Genomic DNA, 19,751 nt, shown 5'->3' with positions numbered 1-19,751 from the left:
ATTTGGTTAATGGAGAATTAATCAGATTAAGATCATGGAAACGGAGCAATTGAAAAACTTAGAATACATCAAAAAAATAGCAATTCAATATTTAAATACACTAAAGCCAAAAGAGGGAAAGTCTTCTAGTGCCGAAATCAAAATATTGAACTATTCAGAGCTTGGCTGTGTTATTACCAACATGCTAAAGCTTTGTATTTTAGCATTGGAACAGGATAATGGTAAAAACCAAGCGATTGATGTTGGATTAATTTTGGAACAAGCGCTTCATTTATATCCAACAGATGAAATGGAATTGCTGGATTTGGTTCAGGAAATGTTGGTTCAAGAATCGTATGAAAACAGTAACTAAAAGTTTTGTTTTGAGAGGATTACTTTTTAGATTTAATCAGGTACTCTATTAGTGCTGATAGAGTTATGATTAGTGTTAATTAAAAGTCTAATTTATTTAGAAGTTGTATTTTTGAGTTACATTTGTTTTTTAAAATTATACAGTCATGATAAAACTTGATCAAAGAAGCTTAAGCGAAAATGTAAAGTATGCTTATGATTTGAGTGAAAAGTTCAATAAAGAGTCTAAGAGCAAAATTGCACTTGGAACAGATGAACATTTGGATTTGGTTTCTAAGAATACAAAGATTTTTAATCGGCTGATAGGGATATTATCTTTGGTAAATGATCTTGTAGAAAAGAATTTTCCGTCCAATAAAGAAGAAGCCGAAGATATAAAACTGGCATTACACTCTCTTCACAGCTCTTTAGATTTGTTTTTGAGCAAAATAAAAGCTTCGAATAATTCATATAAAGAATCAATTACGCAATTAGAAACTGAAATTTCTCAAATTGTAGAATACATTAATGATATAAACAATTTTGTGTTAAATGACGATGAGTTTATTTCTGATGATTTTTTTAATGAAGAATAATTTTTGATATGTTAAAGTTTCAATCTACTTCCACATTTCAAGAATCATTAAAGAAGCTTTCCACTAACTATAAAACCATTAAGTTAGATATAACACAAGAATTTACAGATTTATCTTTTGAAGAAATATTCTCAAAAAAATATGTTTTAAAAGATTCCGGTGTTGTAAAAATTTTGAAAGTAAGGATAGCAAATTCAGAACAAGGTAAAGGTAAAAGTTCGGGCTTTAGAATGCTTTTAATAGCAGATAAAAGAACTTCGGAAGTTGTTTTCTTAAATATTTTTGCAAAAACAGGATCAGATGGTAAAGATAATATTGATAAAGAAGAACTTAAAGACTGTTTAGTTATTTATAAAAAAGAGAAACAAACCAATACGCTTGTTGAACTAGATTCTAAAAACTCTTTCAATATAAAAGTTTCTATTCCATAAAATTAATTAAGTTTTTTTGGAAGGTTAATCTTTTAATAAAAATGTGCTGTTTCGGCATAAAAAAGCTCCAGATTTCTCTGAAGCTTTTGTGAATTAATACATTATCATTTTATAATTTCCGGTAAAGGCATTTTCCAGACATTATTAATTACATCTGGTTGTGGGCCGTAAATTCTGGTAACAAACATGAAGTTTCCTTCTCTAGGAGTAGGCAGCCAGTTGCTTTCTTTGTCTTTTCCAGGCGAAGTGCTTTGCAAATAAATATTCAAGTCTCCGTTTGGCTCAAATTTTAAACCCTTAGTTTTATTTCCAATAGAATATCTGTTTATTGGATTCGGAACAAGAAAACGTTTCGGCAGGTTGTACATGGTAATACTCCAAAAATATTTTGCTTCGGGTAAGTCTTTTTTGCTGAATTTTAAAATATACTTATTGTTTCCTAAAAGCGGCTGTTTGTCTTTATCATTGGTGCTTCCTGTGTAAACGGCTTCTATTGTTGTATTTCCGTAAATTCCGGCAGCGGCGGCAACGGCACGGTTGAGGTAATTATTTTTAAGTTCGGCTCGGGTACCAAAAAGATTTCCGAAGTCTTTTAGAGAAGCTAAATTAGATTCCAACTCTTGTTTTCCTTCTTCAATTCCTTTTTCAATTGCCTTAATAGTTTCCGGAGGATATTTAGAGCTGTCAAAAGCAACGCCAGGTACGATTCCAATTTTCGCAAAACGTGCTCTCAGTTCTTTTTCACTGCTGTCCTCGTTTGCATATTGCAACAGAGAATTTAATACATTAATAAATTCAGGCGAACTATAATCGCTTTCTTTCCAGACAGGAAGTGGCAGATTGTATTTTTTAACTGGTGGAGCGGCCTGTTTTGTAAATTCGTGTAAAGGAATTATTTTATATTGTGCCTGTATTTTTTTGAGATTAGCCACATCTGAAGGATCGCGAAGCTGCGTGCGGCCAACGAGAAATATTAAATTGGTTTCAGAATGTAAAACTTTATTGATTCCTTGCGGGGTTTCGCCCTTCCAGTCCGGGCCAGCAATAAGATATTTACCAGGATTATTTCCAGTGGCACGAGTTCCAATATATTCGTAATTAAAGGTGTAAAGGTCAACAAACTGCATTACATAATATCTGTCGTTTTCAATTTTAGGAACTTCCAAAACAACAGGTTCGCTCGAAACATCAAGAGCCGCCATCGAGTATGGAGTATCATTATTTATGGTTATAACCAAAGTGTCTGCAGGTGTTGCACTTGATGCAAAACTTTTAAATTTATTAAAACCGGCATAAGCGGCATGTTTTTTATCTAGTGCATTGGCATAAATGGTTTTGTAGTTATAAAATATAGGATATCCATAAATCCATGCCTCTTTGGCTATTGCAGTTATTGAATCGGCAGATGGGGTTTTGTCTGAGATGTCTTGTTTCTCTTTTGATTGATCTTTTTTGCAAGCGGTTAACGCTAAAAAGCACACGAATAAAAAAGCAGTAAAATTTTTCATAATTCAGGTATTTTGATTTCACATGAGATTATTTCCAGATTTAAAATTAGATTTTAAAAGAAAATTTTTACTTTTTTACATAGCAAAAATGGTTGCAAATTATAAGTTGCAACCATTTTTATTCTTGAAAATCAAAATTGAATAGCTCTTTTATAGAAGTAGTTTATTCATTAAGCCATTCCCATCTTTTGCTCCAGTCCAATAATATTTCATCTCTCCATTTTGAAATGGTTTTTCCTCCCTGAATTTTACCAAAATAAAGTTCTTTGTCTGATTTATCAGTAAACCAATTACTGCCTAATTGATAATCCGTCTGGCTCTTTTTTCCAGGCCATAAGTTCGTCGCCACCAATGCACCGGTTTTGCCATTAACTTCCGGAATATCCGAAGACAATTTATAATTTAAAACCTCTGCTTTCTTCGGAATATATCGTATGGCATAAATGTCATTTCCTATATAATAACCCGGCCATTTCTGAATTGTTTTTCCATAAGGGACTTCCATCCAAAAGCCAATAGATTCTTTTTTAGCTTTTGTTTTAGGTACAGTAAATCGCATTTCCATAATCGAACAATAGGCAATCGTGTCGTTAATAGTTGTCGTACGATCGAGTACAGTTCGCGGACTGTAATTGAATTTTTCGAAACTGCATCCCCAGCTTTCGCGTGTTGGATCATTGGGATCGCCGTCCATCATGTAGAGCAGGGAAGGCGTATCTCCCATTTTGACTTCTCCTTTGTAATAATTGATAAAATCTTTTCCTAAAAAACTTTTGTCTTTAATATGATTTGTATAATAATTTGAAATCACTACGCTATCCGGCTCATCACTTTTAGAGAATAAACCATAATAAGATGAATTGTTTTCGATAAACCATAAATTTGGAAAATTGGCAACAATATAAGCGTAACTATTAGCGCTCCATTTTTTATTTGGCCCACCGATCCAATACACTTTAATTTTGTTTTGAATATCGGGAGCATCGTGTAAAGCTTGCGCCAAGTCTTCTAAACCTCCCCAACATAATATCCATAAGGGTTGAGAGCTTTTTTTTTGAGCCGATTTTACAATCCAGTTAGAGCCTTCAGTTGCTTTAGAATAACCAATAAACGAAACATTTCCGTGGTATCCTTGTTTGGTTATGGAACGAAGATAATCAGGAGATGCAAATCCGGATTGGTGTTTTTGAAGTTTCGGAAGATCTTTTTCATACAAATCAATCATTCGAATTATTTCCTGCTTGCTTCCATTTCCATAAGAAGGAGACGAAATTAATCCTTCAATTTCAAATTTGTCGCTGTACATTAACAAATGGGTCATGGACTGATTGTCGTCTGGATCTGTTCCTCCAATATCAGTACTGATAAGGATTCTTGGTTTTACTGGCACTGGCTTTTGACTGTAAACAGAAGTTAAGAAAAGACCAAGTAAGCTGATTGTAAACAATTGAATTCTCATAATTTGATGGATTTTAGTTTTATGTAATCGATTACAATCGCTAATATATGACTTTATAAATCAAAAAAATTTCAAAAATGAAAAGCTTTGTGGATTTTGGTCTATAAAAAAAGCTCCAGATTTCTCTGAAGCTTTAATAATTTGTAAAAAAACTTTTTTAGAAATTAGTATTAATTTTTTTAGAACGTTCTGCGATATAAGAAATCAGCCATGTTACCTGTCCTTCTTTTACGAAATAGACTTTCTTGCTCGATAAGTTTGGAATACTTTCCAGACATGCCACTAAAATGTTATTTGCCGAAATAAGATATTTTTGGTCATATGTGCTTAAAACCCTTGCTGCTTCTTTATTAGTTTTAGCAAGGTTGGTAAACTTTCCGAAATTATTTTTTAAGATAGCGTCATAATCAATAGCGTCTTGAAGTGTCAAAGAAATGTAGTGATCTTTAACATTTTCATCATAAAAAAGAGTAGAAAAAGCCCAAACTGCTCCACCTGATAAATACAATTTATCTTTCTTCATCAAAAGTGGGTTGGCATCAAATAATTCTTGTGTTTTTTTACGTAAGATAGTATTATAGTCAAATGATTTTTCCTGATAGGCAGACATATCATTTGCCTGACTTTTGTTTACTACTGTTTTTTCTACAGCATCTGTAAGTGTCATTGTACCGAAACTAAGTTCTAATGGAATAAATTCTAATTTATTGTCTTTAAGTTCATCGATGTAACCACCTTTAGTAGTTTGAGCACCAATATCAAGAAGAAATGCATTAGCATAATCAACAGGAGGAATAGCTCCTTTAACTAAAGTTTTTGCTTCTTCGTTAACCTCAAGTATTTCAAGTTCTTTACCGGTAAGAGAAGAAATTTTAGTCTTTAAAACATCAACGTTGCGTGCAGAGGCAAAAACCGGAGCAGCAACGATAAAGATATTTTCATCAAGCATTTTGTACTCTGTTCTGATTTTTTTTAATTGATCAACAACCGTAACACTGGTTTTATTAATGTCTTCGGTTGTAAGTTGCCCATTAGTACCAATATGATCAGCAAACGGGATTCTTTCTGTCCAGAAAGAAAGTATTTTATAATCGGCTTTCTTGATATTATTTACATCAATAACAGAAACTTTGATTGCTCTTCTTCCAATTTCAATTCCGGCATAAATGCTTTTTTGAGCAAATGAATTGAAGGTAAAAAATAGATTGAAGAGAATAAAAAATAGAACTTGGGGTTTGTTTTTTTTAAGCATTGTGTTGAATTAGTAATTATAATATGATTTGTTTTTAAAAAATTATATAGTGTTTTTGTGGTATTGATGTGAAAGTCACAATTTTGTGCTGAAAATAACAGGTTTCATTACAGGATTGCAAATTTATAAAAAACATTTACCAATATAAAGCGAGTTCGTAAGAAAACAATGTTAAGTTTTGTTTCAATGTTTTATAAGTATGATAACATATTAAATACTCTGTTTAATTTAAATTTGATGTTTGTGTACTATTTTGAATTTTAAAAAAAATAAATCACATGAAAAGATTGAAATACAACATAATATCCCAGAAGATTGTTGCAGGATATAAGGATATTCCTTTTATCAAAACCAACAATAACAGCAACAAAGAATACAATGTCTTTATTGAAATATTTGATACAGATTACATAACATCCTTTTTCAAAACATTTGATACTTTTAACTTGTATGCAGTTCTGATTTTAGATTTGGAGCATATTTTTACAGATGTTAATTTGACTTTGATTTCAAAATTTAACGTTCACAATAAGAAAATTGCGATTGCGAAAGTAGAATCTGATTTTTTTAGTAACGTAAACTATAACAATAGAAATGAAGTGTCGAAACCATTTTTCTTTCGCTCAAATGATTTCGAACAATTGAATTTGGATAAGGTTTTGAGTAAATCTTTGTATGAAAGAGAAATTGTTTCAGGAAGTTTCAGAAAAAAAGTTTTAACAATTGATCCTTTAAAATTAGTAGCCAATAAACAAATCGACACTGTCGTTGAATTCTATCTTAATAGGACGGAAGCTTTTTTAGAAGATGTTTTAAAATTAAAAGAACATGTGCTGGATGTAAATGCAGATTATATATCAAAAATTGAAATTAGTTTGAGATAAGAAAAAAGATAAAAAAGTTGAGGCTTTCTCTCAAACTGAATTTTAAGAGTGATAAAAAAGAAGTTCTTATTTCTCTATTCTTTTGAAGTCTAAATCCTGAAAATCAAAACTAAAATCCATGTTTGGAGAAATACCTTTCATTTTAATACCCTGTGCTTTACCCGTTTCGTTGAGAGAAAACAGAACAAGAGCATCACAATTCATCGCCTGGTATTCCCATTTTACTGCAAATGTATTGGCATTATAAAAAGCCAGTGGTCCATTTAATTTTGGTGAACGAAGACATTTGATCCATAATTGTTTATTTTTCAAAAAAACTTCTGCTTTGCCAAACCAGCTGTCTTCATAGATACCTATATAATCTTCATTTTGTATTTTAGTATTTTTTGCAGAAGCTACTTTTTTCCATACATTTTTGGTCACCAAATCACTTTCATTTTTATCTTTATTCATCCATTGGTCAACTTTATCTGTCCAGCTAAAATCATCCATGCCTAAATAACTGTCTTCTATAGTATTTGATACTGCCGTAAAAAGACCGCCACCGCCATTTTCAGTATTCGTCAAAATAACAATTCCTAAGTTCAGATCAGGAAACAGCGTTACTTTTGATAACATTCCCGGCAGACCGCCTGTGTGTTCTACTTTAAGATTTCCTTTTGCATCTGATAAAAACCATCCTAAACCATAACCATTAAAATGAGAATTGTATCTTGGATCAGAGTCTACAGGCATAATGGTATGCAGACGCCACATTTCGTCATGATTTTTTAAAGAAAAAAGAGATGATTTTAGATCTTCTCCATATTTGCCCTTATTTAATCGTACAATCATCCATTTTGCCATGTCAGCAACGTTGGAGTAAATACCTCCTGCCGCACTTGCTATTCCTATATCATAAGCTTCAATTATTTTGATGGCTCCGGAGGTTGAAGAATGTGGCAGGGCAAGATTCGTTTTGTTATTTAGTAAACCTCCAACAAAGGTATGATTCATCTGCAGAGGAGTTATAATTCTTTGTTGCACAAATTGTTCATAAGGGATACCGCTGACTTTTGCGATTATTTCTCCGGCAACGATATAAAGTAAATTATCATAGTCAAACTTGGTTCTGAAGGCAGAAACAGCTTTGAAATGCTGAAAACTTTTTGTCACATCTTGGATTGTAAAGTTAGATCCGTCAGGAAAAAACATCAAATCTCCAACACCTAATCCAAGTCCACTGCGATGCGTTACTAAATCTTGAATATTAAAACTCTCGGTAACATAATCGTTATACATTTTAAATTCGGGCAAATAATCTTTAACCTTATCTGTCCATTTCAATTTGCCTTCGTCTTCTAAAATTGACAAAGCTGCGGTTGTAAAAGCTTTAGTATTGGATGCAATTTGAAAATTGGTGTATTCGTCTACCGCTTTTTTTGTTTCAAAAGAGCTAACTCCATATCCTTTTGAGTGAATTATTTTTCCGTCTTTTACTACTGCAATTGATGCTCCGGCAATTTTGAATCTTTTCAGACCATTTAGCATTAAAGAGTCGATTTTTGCAGACGATAATTGAGCAAATGATGTTGAAGAGGCAAAACAAACAAAAAGTAATAAAGCTAAACGGATTCTCCTTTTTTCCATATTAATTTGATTTTTGGACTTATGTAAAAAACAATTAAAAAGAGTTTTTAAATAACAAACAATTTGATCTGTAATTGAAATTTATGAATGACGAATATAAGAAATATCTTTAATCGAAATAGCTAGAGAATTATCAAATCAACAAAAGACAAAAGAAACTGGATTTTTTTGATGTTTTAATAACGATCTTCTTAAAAGAAAACTGCTCAATACCGAAAGCTTTCGGTATTGAGCAGCGAGACATTTTGCTTTGCAATATGATTTTAAATGATATTGAAATTATTTATTAATTAATTTTTCAAGCCTTGTCATCATTTCATCTTTCTCTTTTAGCATACGCTCATATAAGGCAATTTTTTCTTCGTGAAGTTTTTTTAATTCGTCCAGTGGATTGATATTGAATACAGGCTTAGCGTTTCCTATATAAGCATCTTTTTCAATATTAAACGTATTAGAAATAATATTTACAGCCTGTTCCTCATCAAAATTCTGAAAAGCTTCAACAGGAATTTTCAATACAGCAGAGATTTGTTTAAGTATAGTGTCTTCAATTACATCTTTCTGCTCCAGTAAAGAAATTTTTTTTTGGCTCCAGTCTTCTCCCAGATCATAAGCAAGTGCTTCCTGTTTTATGTTAAGCATTTCTCTAAAACGTTTTACATTTCTTCCCTGATGTATTTTCTGTTCCATAATGAGTATTGATTTTCTAAAGGTTCAAAGATAAAACCATTTTGATTAAAAAGACTGAATTTCAAAGATAGAAAAATATACAGAACAATATCTTTTGTCAGATATTATATCTAAATCCGGAATATTTTATCCGTTTAACAGAATAGAATTTTTATAAAACATTTGAAAACCAAAGGGAAGGGGTTATCTGCCTATTGCATAAGTAATTCCTCCAAGTAAATGCTGTACAAAAAGAGGATCATTGTAACTTTCAGAACTGTGTCCCAGAGCAGTGTAAAATGTTCGTCCTCCATCATATTGATGATACCAAGCCAGAGGATGATTATCACCATGTTTACCGCCTTTATATGAAGATTCATCAATTTTTATAAGCACATTGACATTTGAATTTAAATATTTAAAATTGTACCACTCGTCTTTTCGTTCCCAAATTTGGGGAAGATGTTTTGTAGAAGGATGTTCCTTATTTACAATTATAAGTTTAGCATTTTGTGGTTCAGGATGTCCTTCAAAAATCCCACCAATCATTTGTGTATACCAGGACCAGTCTGGTTCGCAGTTTGTAGCCGAATGAATGCCAACAAAACCATTTCCATTTTGGATGAATTTTTGTAAAGCCAATTTTTGATTTTCACCTAGAACATTGCCTGTGGTACTTAAAAATATAACGGCTTGATATTGCTTTAAGTTTTTTGAATTAATTACCAGAGAATCTTCAGTAGCATCAACCATAAAATGATTTTCCTGTCCCAGTTTTTTTATCGCTGCAATTCCGGCAGGAATGCTTGTGTGTCTAAAACCGTTAGTTTTAGAAAAAATCAGCACTTTTTTGGTTTTATAAGCTGGGGTTTGTTCTGTCTTTTTTAAGTCGAAAGAAACCAGAAAGTAGCTTGTTAGTACAATGAAACTGAATAAAAATGATTTTTTTATTGAAAGCAAATGGTTCATTTTAGAAAATTTTATTTTGGGAAGATAGAAAAAAAAATATTTCTGTTGGTTGTATTTCCTTGATTATCAAAAAATGTTATAAATAGAAAAAATGCTAATGCGAGCCCTAACGGGACAATTCTCGAACCGTTTTCATGAGGATTTGAAAAGGATAAATGTATTTTCAATCAAGTGATGTATTTACTCTATAAGGTATCGAATATAAACATCTTGCTTTTTTTTCATTTTTAGTTCCTGGGTTCCATTTAGGAGAAAGCTTTAAAACTCGAATAAGCTCTTTTCCGGTTCCATATCCGAGATCTTTTAGGATTTTTATGTCAGATAGACTTCCATTTTTTTCAATTATAAAAGTCGCATAAATTTTTCCACTTATGTCTTTTTCGGTGATTTTAAATTTTTTATCTAAAAAGTTGTAAAATTTACTCATTCCACCAGGAAATTTAGGTAGAACATCTATGCTTGCAGTGTTGTATATATTTGTGTCATCTAATTGACTTTCTTTCATATAAACAATATCCCATTTGGGATTATAAGTTTTTCCTAAAAAATTGTAGGACACAATATCAGAAGATTTAACGATCCAATATCCCTCATTATTTTTAAATAAGTAATAATGCTCTTCAAGCCAATTCTTTTCATTATTTATTATAGATAAACCTTCTCTGTAAATTGCATAATCGGATATTAGTTTTAGATCTGTACTCTTAATTACTTTTGAAGTTTTAATGTATAAGTAGTTTTTGTCGGCAATAAACCAATTATAATAATTTGTTGAAGCTACATCAATGCCTTCAATTTTCTGCAAACCCGATTTCCACGTATAATAATAAACATTGGTATTATTTTTAAAATAATTAGGCCCAACTCTCTCAAAGTTACTGCCATCAATATTTGTTAATACGCCTTGGCAATAAATTTGATTTTTCTTTTTATAAAAGCCAGAAGCGTAATTTTCGGCATTTGGAATATATATGTAATCATCAGTACCGCAAATTGCATATGACTCTACCCAAATACGTTTGGTATAGCCTTCAGGAATTTTTATAGTAATATCTTTTACTGCGTTATTAGTCTTTTTATTTTGACCATTTGCGATTGAAAAAACGCTTAAGAATATAAAAAATATTGTTTTCATGAGTTACATTTTATATTGTTGAAACAATGAGTTTTGTCGCTTTAATCAATGCAGTCATAAAAGCCACTATCAATCTTTTTTATCAACTTTTTTACTAATTTACGATAGAATCTACTGTTTTGTCTAGCTGCCTTTTTACTTTGAAAATAGATCAATCCAGTACCGGTCACTGTACCTAGATTAATTTCATAGCAGTTTTTATCTGTAATTAAAATTTTTTTGGTTTTAATAAAGTCTCCTTGAATAATTAACACATCACCTTCTTTTGCTTTAATTTCAAATTTGCCATTATCGTCTGTTTTTGTCTTTCTTTCCGTTGCTATTATTTCAATTGGAACCTCAGCAGCTGGTAAAGGAATGCTTGCATACTCGGAATTATCAAAAACGAATCCTCTGATTAATTTGGTTTTTGTTCCTGTGTCCTGCGCAAACGACAGAATAGCTAGATGAAAGAAAAATAGATATATAATTTTTTTCATGAATTACTTTTAAATATTCGAAACCTGCTTTTTGTAGACTTTTAGTCAATAATTTTCACAATTATTCTAACTTTAATAGTGTTCTTATCACACCATTTTATTCATCCCTTAATGCCTTTGTATTTTTCACTTCCAACCATATAATCAACAGGTTGGATTTCTGACCATTCATTTTGAACATCTGTGACTTCTAGTGCACAATCATCAATTAAATTTATTTTTGATCCCCCTGCTGGCGCGAGCGTCTCGCTAGTGAACGCAACGATGATATTAACAAAGATAGTTAAAACAAAAAAAGCTTCAGATTTCTCTGAAGCTTTTGTCTCTGTAGCGGGAACAGGACTCGAACCTGTGTCCGCCGTGGCGGATATGAGCCCGACGAGCTGGTCGAAAACTTTTAAAAATAAAAAAACACCAGCTTTTTCAAGTGGTGTTTTACTTAGTAGCGGGAACAGGACTCGAACCTGTGACCTTCGGGTTATGAGCCCGACGAGCTGCCTACTGCTCTATCCCGCGATGTTTCGGGTGCAAAGATACGCCGATTTTTTAGAAATCCAACGAAAACTTTAAAAAATGTTTTATTTTCTGTATTGAGTTGATATGACTACCTTTGCACCTTAAAATAGTAAGCAAATGTCACATAAAGCAGGTTTTGTAAACATTATCGGAAATCCAAATGTTGGAAAATCAACATTGATGAACGCTTTCGTTGGAGAACGATTATCAATTATTACATCAAAAGCACAAACAACACGTCATAGAATTCTTGGAATCGTAAACGGAGAAGACTTCCAATTGGTATTGTCTGATACTCCGGGAATCATCAAGCCTGCGTATGAAATGCAGGAATCGATGATGAACTTTGTAAAATCGGCTTTTGAAGATGCTGATATTTTAATTTACATGGTCGAAATAGGTGAGCAGGATTTAAAAGACGAAGATTTCTTTAAGAAAATCATTCACGCTAAAATTCCTGTTTTATTGCTGTTAAATAAAATCGATAATTCCAATCAGGAACAATTAGAGCAACAAGTTTCTTTCTGGAAAGAAAAAGTACCAAATGCAGAAATTTTCCCAATTTCAGCTTTACAGAACTTTAACGTTCCGGAAGTCTTCGGGAGAATTGTAGAATTATTGCCAGAATCTCCGGCATATTATCCAAAAGATCAATTGACAGATAAACCGGAACGTTTCTTTGTTAACGAAACCATCCGTGAGAAAATCTTACTGAATTACGCTAAAGAAATCCCATATGCAGTTGAAATCGTAACAGAAGAATTTTTTGAGGACGAAAAAATTATCAGAATCCGTTCTGTAATTATGGTGGAGCGCGATACACAGAAAGGAATTATTATCGGACATAAAGGTGCCGCTTTAAAGAAAGTAGGAACAGATGCCCGTGCCGATTTAGAGAAATTCTTCGGAAAACAAATTCATATCGAACTGTATGTAAAAGTGAACAAAAACTGGAGAAGCAACGCCAATATGCTGAAACGATTTGGTTATAATCAATAAGATGTTTTGGGCGTGTCCCTCCGGGTCGGGCTTTCGGCTTTATCTTTTGCTCCGTTTCACTTCACAAAAGGATATCGCCTCAATCCCTCACGCAAACAAAACTCAAAAGAACTATTGATTTATAAAGAAAATAAATGAAAGGTAAAAAGACTGCTCTCATCATATTTTCGGTTTTAGTTTTAGGCTATACAGGAATAAAAGTTGTAAAGAAAATAAACTTAAACTCTCATTATAAAATAGGTCAGGCGCTGGATAGCTTAAATGAAGTAAAAGTTTATTATAACGGAGGCGTAGATCATATCTCAGGGAGAAACGTTACAAAAGATAATTACAATTTAGGGCTTAAATATCAGTGCGTTGAATTTGTAAAACGATATTATTACGAATATTACAAGCATAAAATGCCTGATGCTTACGGACATGCAAAGGATTTTTTTGATCCAAGAGTAAAAGATGGAGAGCTGAATTTGAACCGAAATTTAACTCAATATACAAATCCAAGTAAAGAGAAACCTGAAGTTGGAGATTTAGTTGTTTTTTCAGGATCAATATTAAATAGATTTGGACATGTTGCGATACTATCTAAAGTTTCTGAAAATGAAATCGAAATTATTCAGCAAAATCCAGGGCCATTTAGTGATTCAAGAGAAAAATTTGAATTAGAAAAGGAAAAAGGAAATTATAAAATAAAAAATGAAAGACTTTTGGGTTGGCTAAGAAAAGAGAAATAATTAAACGTTCTTTAAACCTTAAATCCTAGCCCAGATAGGAGCGACATCCTTTTTCTGGCTCCTTTAGCCAGGAAAAGATATAGCGGATAGCTGGATTAGCTCCTGAAAATAACAGGAATAACAATAAAAAACTTAGGTACTTAGAAACTTATTAGCTTAGGAGCTTTTTTTAACTACCTTTGCAAAAAATTAAAACACAGTATTTTGGATTAAAGGTTTATACGATTTTGTCAGGAACAGAGTCTAAAATCTAAAGTCTAAAATCTAAAATTCAAAAAAATGAATAATAACATTGTTGCGATAGTAGGAAGACCTAATGTAGGGAAATCGACCCTTTTTAATAGGCTGATACAAAGAAGAGAAGCTATTGTAGATTCAGTATCTGGGGTTACCCGTGATAGAAACTATGGTAAAAGCGAGTGGAACGGAAAAGAGTTTTCTGTAATTGATACCGGTGGATACGTTCGCGGATCTGATGACGTATTTGAAGGTGAAATTCGTAAACAAGTAGAGCTTGCTATCGACGAAGCCGATGTTATTATTTTTGTGGTTGATGTTGAAGAAGGAATTACGCCAATGGACGAAACCGTTGCTAAATTGTTGCGTAAAGTAACAAAACCGGTTTTATTGGCTGTAAATAAGGTGGATAACGCTATGCGTGAAAAAGATGCGATTGAGTTTTATAATCTTGGATTAGGAGATTATTTTACTTTTGCAAGTATCTCGGGAAGCGGAACAGGAGATTTATTAGATGCTTTAATCGATGCATTTCCAGAGAAACCAGAAGTTGAGGTTAAAGAAGATTTACCTCGTTTTGCAGTTGTAGGACGTCCAAACGCTGGAAAATCCAGTTTTATCAATGCTTTGATTGGTAAAGACCGTTATATTGTAACTGATATTGCAGGAACAACCCGTGATGCAATCGATACTAAATTTGACCGTTTTGGTTTCGAATTTAATTTGGTTGATACTGCGGGAATCCGTCGTAAAGCAAAAGTAAAAGAAGACTTAGAGTTTTATTCTGTAATGCGTTCTGTGCGTGCAATCGAACATGCCGATATTTGTATTTTGGTGATCGATGCAACCCGTGGATTCGAAGGTCAGGATCAGAGTATTTTCTGGTTGGCTGAGAAAAACCGTAAAGGAGTTGTAATCTTAGTAAACAAATGGGACTTGGTAGAAAAAGATACTATGTCTACTCGTGATTACGAAGAGAAAATCAAAAAAGAACTAATGCCATTTACAGATGTGCCGATTTTATTCGTTTCGGCATTAACTAAACAGCGTTTGTTAAAAGCATTAGAAGCAACAGTTCAGGTTTTTGAAAATAGAAAACAAAGAATTTCAACTTCAAAATTCAATGAATACATGTTGAAAGTAATTGAAGCATATCCACCGCCGGCAACAAAAGGAAAGTATGTAAAGATTAAATATTGCATGCAGTTACCAACTCAAACGCCTCAGTTTGTCTTTTTTGCTAATATGCCGCAATACGTTAAAGAGCCTTATAAACGATATTTGGAAAATAAAATTAGAGAGAATTGGGATTTTGCAGGAGTTCCAATTGATATTTATATTAGAGAAAAATAAAAAAGAAAGTCCCCGTAAATAGGGGACTTTTTTATGTTTGGTGTCTACAAAATTAGAAGATCAATTTTTTATTGGCATTATATTTGAATAAATGTGAAAAATACAATTAAACCTTTTGCATTTTTTTAAGTCTTACTGATCAAACTAACCTAATTTTATGACCAGATTAATTTCATTTTTATTGTTTTTATTTCTTTTCGTTTCTGCAGCTAATGCTCAAAACGATATTACTGTTAAAGGAACAGTCCTCGATGTCAATACGCAATTACCACTGGAACTTGCGACAGTTTATTTTACCACTGTAAAAGATTCTACCGTAATTGAATATGCTACCACAGACAAAAACGGTGCTTTTAGAATGAACATCAAAAAATTTGATAAACCTGTATTCTTAAAAGTGAATTACATGGGATATCAGACTTATTACGAAGAATACAAAGGACTTACCGAAAGTAAGGATTTTGGCAAAATTTACTTAATAGAAAATGTAAATGCTCTTAACGATGTTGTTATCAAAACGGAAGCGCCTCCCATAACCATCAAAAAAGATACTTTAGAATTTAATGCTGCTTCCTATAAAGTCCGTCCGGATTCTAATGTCGAAACATTGCTGAAACAACTTCCCGGTTTTGATGTCGATAATGACGGAAAAATTACAGTAAATGGAAGAGAAGTCAATCAGGTATTGGTAAACGGAAAAACGTTTTTTGACAAAGACGGAGCTATTGCAATTAAAAATCTTCCTGCAGATATTATTAAAAAAGTTCAGGTTTCGGATTTTAAAACTAAAAAAGAGGAGCTTTCAAAACAAGAATCCACGTCAGATTTTTCGAGTATCAATATTACAATTGACGAAAAGAAAAATAAAGGTTATTTTGGTAAAATCATGGGCGGTTATGGTACTGATGATCGTTATGAAGCCAATGTAAACCTTAACTATTTTAATAATAAGCAAAAAATAAGCTTGTTGGCATCTTCTAATAATATCAATTCAACCGGTTTTTCTATGGATGATGTTTTTGATAATATGGGCGGTGGTCGTAATAGTAGTGGAAGAGGCGGAAATACAAGTTCAGGTGGAGGCGGAAGAGGAATTACGCAATCCAATTTAGTGGGGGTAAATTATTCAGATGACTGGACTGAAAAATTGCTGGCTATGGGAAGTTATAATTTTTCGAATACAGTCAATAAAAATGATAGTAAGTCAAATGAAGTTGTTTTTCAGCCAACGGGAAATAACATAACAGAAAGTGAATCTAAATCCAGAAATGAAAACACAGGTAATAACGCCAATTTTGAACTGGAGTATAGATTAGATCCTAAAACGCGAATAGTTGTAGCGCCAAAAGTAAGTCAATCAAGAACAAATGGTATTTCGTCCTCTTCGAGTTCTACTGAAGATGAAAACGGAAATGAATTAAATAAAAGTGACGGAAGCTCAATTTCTGATGGTACTAACTTAAACTTCTCTAACACGATAAACTTTAATAAAGCTTTTGATAGAAAAGCTCGTAATTTAAGTTTTGTTTTTACGAACAATAATACAGACAGCGATTCTGACGCTTTGAATATGTCTGAGACTATTTATTTTGTAGGGGATAACCCAAATGATTTAAGGAATCAGAATGTAAAAAAGAGAGCTGTAAGTGATGCTTATTCTGCAGATATTGAATATACAGAACCCATAACCGATTCGTTAAGAATTAGAATTGGTGCCGATTTAGATTGGAGAAGTACCAGCAACGATCAAAAAACGTATAACTTCAATGAAGATACTCAGGAATATACAGATTATGATTCAAAATTTAGTAATTATACAAGTTCAATTCAAAATTCGGTTACGCCAAAAATCGGAATTACTTTGCAAAAAAATAAGTTTACTGTAAATCTGGACAGCAGAACTTCAATTGTAAATTTTGAAAATTATTCGCTTTATCAAAATGAAGCAACAGATTTAAGTAAAAAATATGCATTACCTTTTGCAACTGCTTTATTGCGATACAAATTTAATCGTTCTAAAAATTTATCATTCAAATATGATTATTCAAATGCATTACCTTCAGCAAATCAGTTAATGCCGATTGTGAATTTAAATAATCCTTTAAATACAATTACAGGAAATCCTGATTTAAAACCAGTTGAAAAAAACAGTGTTAATTTCCAGTTTAGAAATTATGATTTTAGATCTCGTTCAGGTTATAGTTTTAATTTAAAAGGAGATTATTATAATAATGATATTGTTTCTATTTCTACCTTTAATGCGAGTGGACAGAAAGAAACTACTTATACAAATATTTCAGGAGTTTATAATCTTTCTTTGGGAGCAAACTGGAATCAGCAAGTCAAAAAAGATGCACATACACTTAGATATGGTGTAGGTTTAAGTGGAAACTATTCTTTTGATAAAGGATATACCAATGATATTTTATATAATTCAAAATCGGTCGGAATTACTCCAAAAGTATATATGTCTTATGATTATGGAGAAGTATTAACAATTGCACCATCGTATAATTTATCATACAGCCAGTCCAAATATGAAAATTATTTACTGGGGCAGACTTCAAATGTGGTACACAGAATTAATTTGCAGACAACATCATACTGGCCAGCGAATTTAGTTTTTGGAAATGATTTTGGATATACATATAATTCAAACATTTCGGATGGATTTAAAAAAGATTTCTTTCTTTGGAACACCAGTTTGTCTTATGGGTTTCTGGATAAAAAACTTTATGCAAAAGTAAAAGTTTACGATTTGTTAAACCAAAATCAAAGTGCAACGAGAACCATTTCAGCAACTTCGATTCGTGATGAAGAAAATACAGTTTTAAAGCGTTATGTAATGTTTTCACTGGCTTACAAAATTGGTAATTTTGCAGAAAGTAAAAAAGGAGGAAAAGGGAGACAGAGAGACTTTTAAGGTTTGATAATCAAAGAGACACAGACTCAGGGAATAATAAAAAACGGCAAATCAAATTTTGATTTGCCGTTTTTTATTAGAATCTAAAATTTCCGATTGATTCTGTGATAAACAGTAAATCTGATAATATCCCGATCATAAAAATCTACTCCGCTGGCACGTCTTTGGAAGTTTTTAAGATAGCCTAACTCTAAGCCAAGATTTGGTGTAAAATGATAACGTAATGCAACATACAATCGATTTTGGTCAAAAGTATTTTTTCGATTGTCTTTTCCGTAATTAAATAAAACTTCATCGGAAATAGTTGCTTTAATGCTTTGTTTTTCTTTTTCCCAAATGGTAAACATGGATTGTAAACGATATCTAAATCGGTAAGCAAATGAAAACTCATTCAAAAGTCCGTTTTTATCTGCTTTTTGAATAAAACGTTCTTCTAGTTGAAAACGATTATGAAAGGTAATTTTTGCTATATCATTAATAAGTGTTATGTCTTGTTGCGCCCGATATTCCGGAACAGAATAATCAGGATCTACATTTGGGTTTTGAGTATTGACATTAAAATAAGCAAATCCACCCCCGAAATCCATTAGGTTGGTGGCCCGATAACGTCCCTGCATTCTTATAACAAAAAGATTTTCATGAACAGGATTAACAAAACTTCGGTTGTCAAATTCAGAATGAATTGCCCATTTCTCACTTAAAGGAAAGATATTATAATAGCGAATCCATGTCAACGTTTGCTGATCTGTTTTCTTTATATTTTGTGCCGATAAAACAGGGCTGATAAGGCCGAAAATAAATAGTAGTCTAAAAAATTTCATCAAACTGATAAATTCAGGCTGCGAATATAGGTAAACAAGAATACAGGAACTGAGATCGGATTTATTTTTTATTGTGTTTTTGGTTTGATTTTGTGATTCTTTTGTTTTGTATTAAATAGAAGAACAAGTTTCGGAATCAAAAAAGAGCAGTTTTTTTTTATTTAAATTTAAAAAAGATTCAAGTTGCGGAATTATTTCCATTTCTAAAAAACGAACTTCCGGATTACTCTGGTTCTTGTTTTTGATGCTGGCAGTAAGTCGAATCGTTCGAATAATAGTATTTTTTTTAAAGTGTAAAATATAAGTAAAACTGTTTGATCCTGATTTTGTAGAAATATCAGTGGCGTTACTTAATTTAATGATTTTTTTTTTGCCAAAAGGGGTAGTTTTATAGAAAGCGTCTTCCGTTTTATCAAAAATAAAACGTGTTTTATTTTTGATGTTGGAGATGTAATAAGTATTAAAAATTATACTGACACTCAGAATAAGGGAAATAAAAATTCCTTCTTTGAAATCTGAGAATGAGAATCCGAGTACCAAAATAAAAATGCCAATCGTAGCATTTAAAATGATATTTGATTGTTCATACCAATAAGGGTCATATGAAATCTGAGTTTCTGATGCTGTAAAATTATAATAGTGCTGCATTTTAATACTTGATTTTTTCTTATTAATACTTAGACCTTCAGGTAAAAAGAAGAATCATTTACTCAAAATGACAGTAAATTTCATTGTTAAAAACAAAATAGATGGCTGGTATAAGTTTTTAAAATGATAGTTTCAGCTTTATTATTAAAAAAAAAGCGGGATACATTAAGTATCCCGCTGAT

18 protein-coding genes and 1 tRNA gene are annotated in these 19,751 nt (G+C 32.1%); 8 read left to right on the top strand and 11 right to left on the bottom strand.

Annotated elements, in window-relative coordinates; genetic code table 11:
• Positions 1–34: 34 nt before the first annotated feature.
• The 3 genes from ACFS3A_RS14910 (at position 35) to ACFS3A_RS14900 (ending at position 1,357) form a co-directional block, all read left to right on the top strand.
• A complete protein-coding gene (locus ACFS3A_RS14910; RefSeq protein ID WP_379826374.1) occupies positions 35–352 on the top strand; it encodes a hypothetical protein in 318 nt (105 codons plus the stop codon).
• Positions 353–497: 145 nt separating this feature from the next.
• Positions 498–926 carry a hypothetical protein gene (locus tag ACFS3A_RS14905; RefSeq protein ID WP_379826373.1) on the top strand — a complete coding sequence of 143 codons (429 nt, stop codon included), beginning with the start codon at positions 498–500 and terminating at the stop codon, positions 924–926.
• Positions 927–934: 8 nt separating this feature from the next.
• Entirely contained in the window at positions 935–1,357 is a 423-nt protein-coding gene (locus ACFS3A_RS14900) for a hypothetical protein (RefSeq protein WP_379826372.1), read from the top strand.
• A gap of 104 nt (positions 1,358–1,461) precedes the next feature.
• Here ACFS3A_RS14900 and ACFS3A_RS14895 read toward each other — a convergent pair whose 3' ends face one another.
• The 3 genes from ACFS3A_RS14895 to ACFS3A_RS14885 all read right to left on the bottom strand — a co-directional run bounded on the left by ACFS3A_RS14895 (position 1,462) and on the right by ACFS3A_RS14885 (position 5,576).
• The gene (locus ACFS3A_RS14895) at positions 1,462–2,865 is read right to left on the bottom strand and encodes a DUF1254 domain-containing protein (RefSeq protein WP_379826371.1); all 1,404 of its coding nucleotides are present in this window, start codon (positions 2,863–2,865) and stop codon (positions 1,462–1,464) included.
• A gap of 163 nt (positions 2,866–3,028) precedes the next feature.
• Positions 3,029–4,324: a nucleoside hydrolase-like domain-containing protein gene (locus tag ACFS3A_RS14890; protein ID WP_379826370.1), complete on the bottom strand. Its 1,296-nt coding sequence runs from the start codon at positions 4,322–4,324 to the stop codon at positions 3,029–3,031.
• Positions 4,325–4,481: 157 nt separating this feature from the next.
• Positions 4,482–5,576 (bottom strand): Ppx/GppA phosphatase family protein, encoded by a 1,095-nt coding sequence (locus ACFS3A_RS14885; RefSeq protein WP_379826369.1) that lies wholly within the window; start codon positions 5,574–5,576, stop codon positions 4,482–4,484.
• Positions 5,577–5,854: 278 nt separating this feature from the next.
• On the opposite strand from ACFS3A_RS14885, the gene ACFS3A_RS14880 reads away from it, so the two are divergent.
• Positions 5,855–6,460 (top strand): hypothetical protein, encoded by a 606-nt coding sequence (locus tag ACFS3A_RS14880; RefSeq protein WP_379826368.1) that lies wholly within the window; start codon positions 5,855–5,857, stop codon positions 6,458–6,460.
• A gap of 66 nt (positions 6,461–6,526) precedes the next feature.
• Here the strand turns inward: ACFS3A_RS14880 and ACFS3A_RS14875 are convergent, their stop codons facing one another.
• The 6 genes from ACFS3A_RS14875 to ACFS3A_RS14850 form a co-directional block, all read right to left on the bottom strand.
• The gene (locus ACFS3A_RS14875; RefSeq protein WP_379826367.1) at positions 6,527–8,089 is read right to left on the bottom strand and encodes a serine hydrolase; all 1,563 of its coding nucleotides are present in this window, start codon (positions 8,087–8,089) and stop codon (positions 6,527–6,529) included.
• 279 nt (positions 8,090–8,368) lie between these two features.
• Positions 8,369–8,779 carry a helix-turn-helix domain-containing protein gene (locus ACFS3A_RS14870; protein ID WP_379826366.1) on the bottom strand — a complete coding sequence of 137 codons (411 nt, stop codon included), beginning with the start codon at positions 8,777–8,779 and terminating at the stop codon, positions 8,369–8,371.
• A gap of 183 nt (positions 8,780–8,962) precedes the next feature.
• Complete coding sequence (locus ACFS3A_RS14865) at positions 8,963–9,727, bottom strand: ThuA domain-containing protein (RefSeq protein WP_379826365.1); 765 nt, start codon at positions 9,725–9,727, stop codon at positions 8,963–8,965.
• A gap of 163 nt (positions 9,728–9,890) precedes the next feature.
• A complete protein-coding gene (locus tag ACFS3A_RS14860) occupies positions 9,891–10,862 on the bottom strand; it encodes an energy transducer TonB (protein ID WP_379826364.1) in 972 nt (323 codons plus the stop codon).
• Between the two features lie 41 nt (positions 10,863–10,903).
• Positions 10,904–11,341, bottom strand: coding sequence for a hypothetical protein (locus tag ACFS3A_RS14855; protein WP_379826363.1), 438 nt, complete (start codon positions 11,339–11,341; stop codon positions 10,904–10,906).
• Between the two features lie 443 nt (positions 11,342–11,784).
• Positions 11,785–11,857, bottom strand: a tRNA-Met gene (locus tag ACFS3A_RS14850).
• Positions 11,858–11,974: 117 nt separating this feature from the next.
• Between ACFS3A_RS14850 and era the strand changes: the two genes are divergently transcribed.
• The 4 genes from era (at position 11,975) to ACFS3A_RS14830 (ending at position 18,100) form a co-directional block, all read left to right on the top strand.
• On the top strand, positions 11,975–12,856 hold the full coding sequence (era, locus tag ACFS3A_RS14845) for a GTPase Era (protein ID WP_179001194.1): 882 nt from the start codon (positions 11,975–11,977) through the stop codon (positions 12,854–12,856).
• 134 nt (positions 12,857–12,990) lie between these two features.
• Positions 12,991–13,587, top strand: a complete 597-nt coding sequence (locus ACFS3A_RS14840; protein WP_379826362.1) for a CHAP domain-containing protein — start codon at positions 12,991–12,993, stop codon at positions 13,585–13,587.
• A gap of 279 nt (positions 13,588–13,866) precedes the next feature.
• Positions 13,867–15,177, top strand: coding sequence for a ribosome biogenesis GTPase Der (gene der / locus ACFS3A_RS14835; RefSeq protein ID WP_379826361.1), 1,311 nt, complete (start codon positions 13,867–13,869; stop codon positions 15,175–15,177).
• 157 nt (positions 15,178–15,334) lie between these two features.
• Entirely contained in the window at positions 15,335–18,100 is a 2,766-nt protein-coding gene (locus tag ACFS3A_RS14830; RefSeq protein ID WP_379826360.1) for an outer membrane beta-barrel protein, read from the top strand.
• Between the two features lie 83 nt (positions 18,101–18,183).
• Here ACFS3A_RS14830 and ACFS3A_RS14825 read toward each other — a convergent pair whose 3' ends face one another.
• Both ACFS3A_RS14825 and ACFS3A_RS14820 read right to left on the bottom strand, forming a co-directional pair.
• Positions 18,184–18,921 carry a DUF2490 domain-containing protein gene (locus tag ACFS3A_RS14825; RefSeq protein WP_379826359.1) on the bottom strand — a complete coding sequence of 246 codons (738 nt, stop codon included), beginning with the start codon at positions 18,919–18,921 and terminating at the stop codon, positions 18,184–18,186.
• 111 nt (positions 18,922–19,032) lie between these two features.
• A complete protein-coding gene (locus tag ACFS3A_RS14820; protein ID WP_379826358.1) occupies positions 19,033–19,569 on the bottom strand; it encodes a hypothetical protein in 537 nt (178 codons plus the stop codon).
• Positions 19,570–19,751 lie beyond the last annotated feature (182 nt).

This window comes from Flavobacterium notoginsengisoli (assembly GCF_042686225.1).
GTDB lineage: Bacteria > Bacteroidota > Bacteroidia > Flavobacteriales > Flavobacteriaceae > Flavobacterium > Flavobacterium notoginsengisoli.
The sequence above is the reverse complement of the archived record's forward strand: the minus strand, read 5'-3'. Positions and strand labels throughout refer to the sequence as shown.